Annotated in this window: 1 protein-coding gene; it reads left to right on the top strand. The window is 78.0% G+C overall.

Features of this window, described 5'->3' with window-relative positions; genetic code table 11:
• The coding region (locus EAO72_RS41580) for a helix-hairpin-helix domain-containing protein (RefSeq protein ID WP_148022556.1) at positions 1–1,983 on the top strand (1,983 nt) is incomplete at its 5' end.
• Between the last annotated feature and the right edge of the window lie 107 nt (positions 1,984–2,090).

Genomic DNA, 2,090 nt, shown 5'->3' with positions numbered 1-2,090 from the left:
CCTGGACCGGCTCCCGCTCCGCCGCCGGTTCGGCGCCCCCGTCGCCCGCGTCCGTTGCCTCGCTCTCCTCGTCCGCGTCCCCGTCGGCGTCCTCGTCCTCCGGGCCGTCCTGGAMKWCCAGGACGACGCCCTCCGCGATGGCGTGCTGCACCGCTGCGCCGGGGTCGGTCACCGCCCGCGCCGGCGCCGGCGCGCGCGCAGGCCCCGGAGCCCGTCCCGGTGTCCCGGGGCGCGTCGCCGGAGACCGTCGCCGCGGTGGCGGCCGTGCTGGCCGAGGGAGGGGCACCGGAGGCGCTGGCGGCCCCCGCTGCCGCCGTCCTCGGCGCGCAGGCCGACGAGGCACTGCGGGAGGACCCGTGGCAGCTGCTGTCCCTGCCGGGTGTCGGCCCGGAGCAGGCGGACACCTTCGCCCGGGCCCTGCTGGACACCGGATGCGGACCCGACGACGAGCGGCGCACCGCGGCCCTCGTCGGCTGGCTGCTGGAGCGGGCCGCGCTGCAGGGCCACACCGCCCTGGACGCGGAGCAGGTGCGCGCCGCGCTCGCCGCGCGGGCGGTGACCGACCCCGGCGCAGCGGTGCAGCACGCCATCGCGGAGGGCGTCGTCCTGGTCTTCCAGGACGGCCCGGAGGACGAGGACGCCGACGGGGACGCGGACGAGGAGAGCGAGGCAACGGACGCGGGCGACGGGGGCGCCGAACCGGCGGCGGAGCGGGAGCCGGTCCAGGTCCTCCTCGGCCTCGACCGGTACGCACTGGCGGAGGAGAGCCTCGCCGACGGAATCGCCCGGCTGGTCAACGCCTGCGAGAAGGACGCCGACTGGGCGGACGCCGCTGCGGCGGCCCCGTCCCCCTCGGCCGCGGAGCTGATCCGCGCCGCCGCGGCCCATGGCCTCGTCGCGCACACGGGCGGCGAGGCGGCGCGGGCCGAACCCGCCGCGCTGATCGCCGCCGCCGCAGGACTCGGGCTGCGGGCCCTGGGCGCCACGCACAGCGTGGACGGGCGGCAGCGGCTGGCCGGGGCCGTGGGCGATGCCTCGGCGGTCGTCACGCTGGCCGGGCTGCTCGCCGGCACGGAGGGCCCCGGACGGGACGAGGAGGGGGCGCTCGCCCTCGACCTGCTCGTCGTGCTGGACGCCCCGCAGCTGGACGTGGAGACCGGCGCGATGCTCGTGGAGTCCCTCGCCGACGGCACCCGTCTGGTGCTGAGCGGCGACCCCGGCGTGCTGGGCTCGGCCGGTGCGGGGCGGGTGTTCGCCGATGTGCTGGCGGCCCGCGCCTGCCCGCAGGTCGTCTCCCGCACCCCTGACCCGGGCCCGATCGGCGAGCTGGTCTCGGGCATCGGCATCGGGGAGCTGAACCAGGTGGAGGCGCCGGGCAAGGAGGTCGTGATCGTCCCCGTGCGGGACGCGGGCGAGGCCGTGCACCGCACGGTGCAGCTGGTCGCCGACTCCGTGCCGCGCGCCATCGGCGTGCCGTCCTCGGACACCCAGGTCATCACCGTCGGCCACGGCGGCTCGGCGGGCACCCGGGCGTTGAACGAGGCGCTCAAGCAGCGGCTGAACCCGGGTCCGGGCCGCTTCGGCGGTTTCGACCCCGGGGACCGGGTGGCCCATGTCCCCGCGCCGGGCAGGACCGTGCCCGGCGTGGTCGTCTCGGCCGACGCCGATGGCCTGCATCTGGACTGTGCCGGGAACCCGGTCGTCGTACCGCAGGAACGGGTCGCCGCCTCCGTCCGGCACGCCTGGGCGCTCAGTGCCCACCAGGCGGCGGGGATGCGGTGGCCCGCGGCCGTCGTCGTCCTGCCCGGTGACGCGGCTCAAGGGCTGAGCCGCCCCTGGGTCTACACCGCGTTCGGCCGGGCGGAACGGCATCTGTCCGTGGTGCACGGTGTGGACCAGGCTCTGCCCCGTGCCGTGGCCCAGTCCCCCGCCCAGGACCGCACCACCCGGCTGCGGACGCTGCTGGAGGCGTCCGACGGCTGACGGATGACACGAAGGGCCGGGCGGACGCGTCGCGCGTCCGCCCGGCCCTTCGGCACGACTCGGTCAGGGGCTGGGGGCGGCGGGGTCGGGCCCTGCGGGGAGAGATC

The sequence above is a fragment of the Streptomyces sp. OR43 genome (assembly GCF_008042275.1).
Classification (GTDB): Bacteria; Actinomycetota; Actinomycetes; order Streptomycetales; family Streptomycetaceae; genus Streptomyces.
This window is presented reverse-complemented; position numbering and strand designations above follow the sequence as displayed.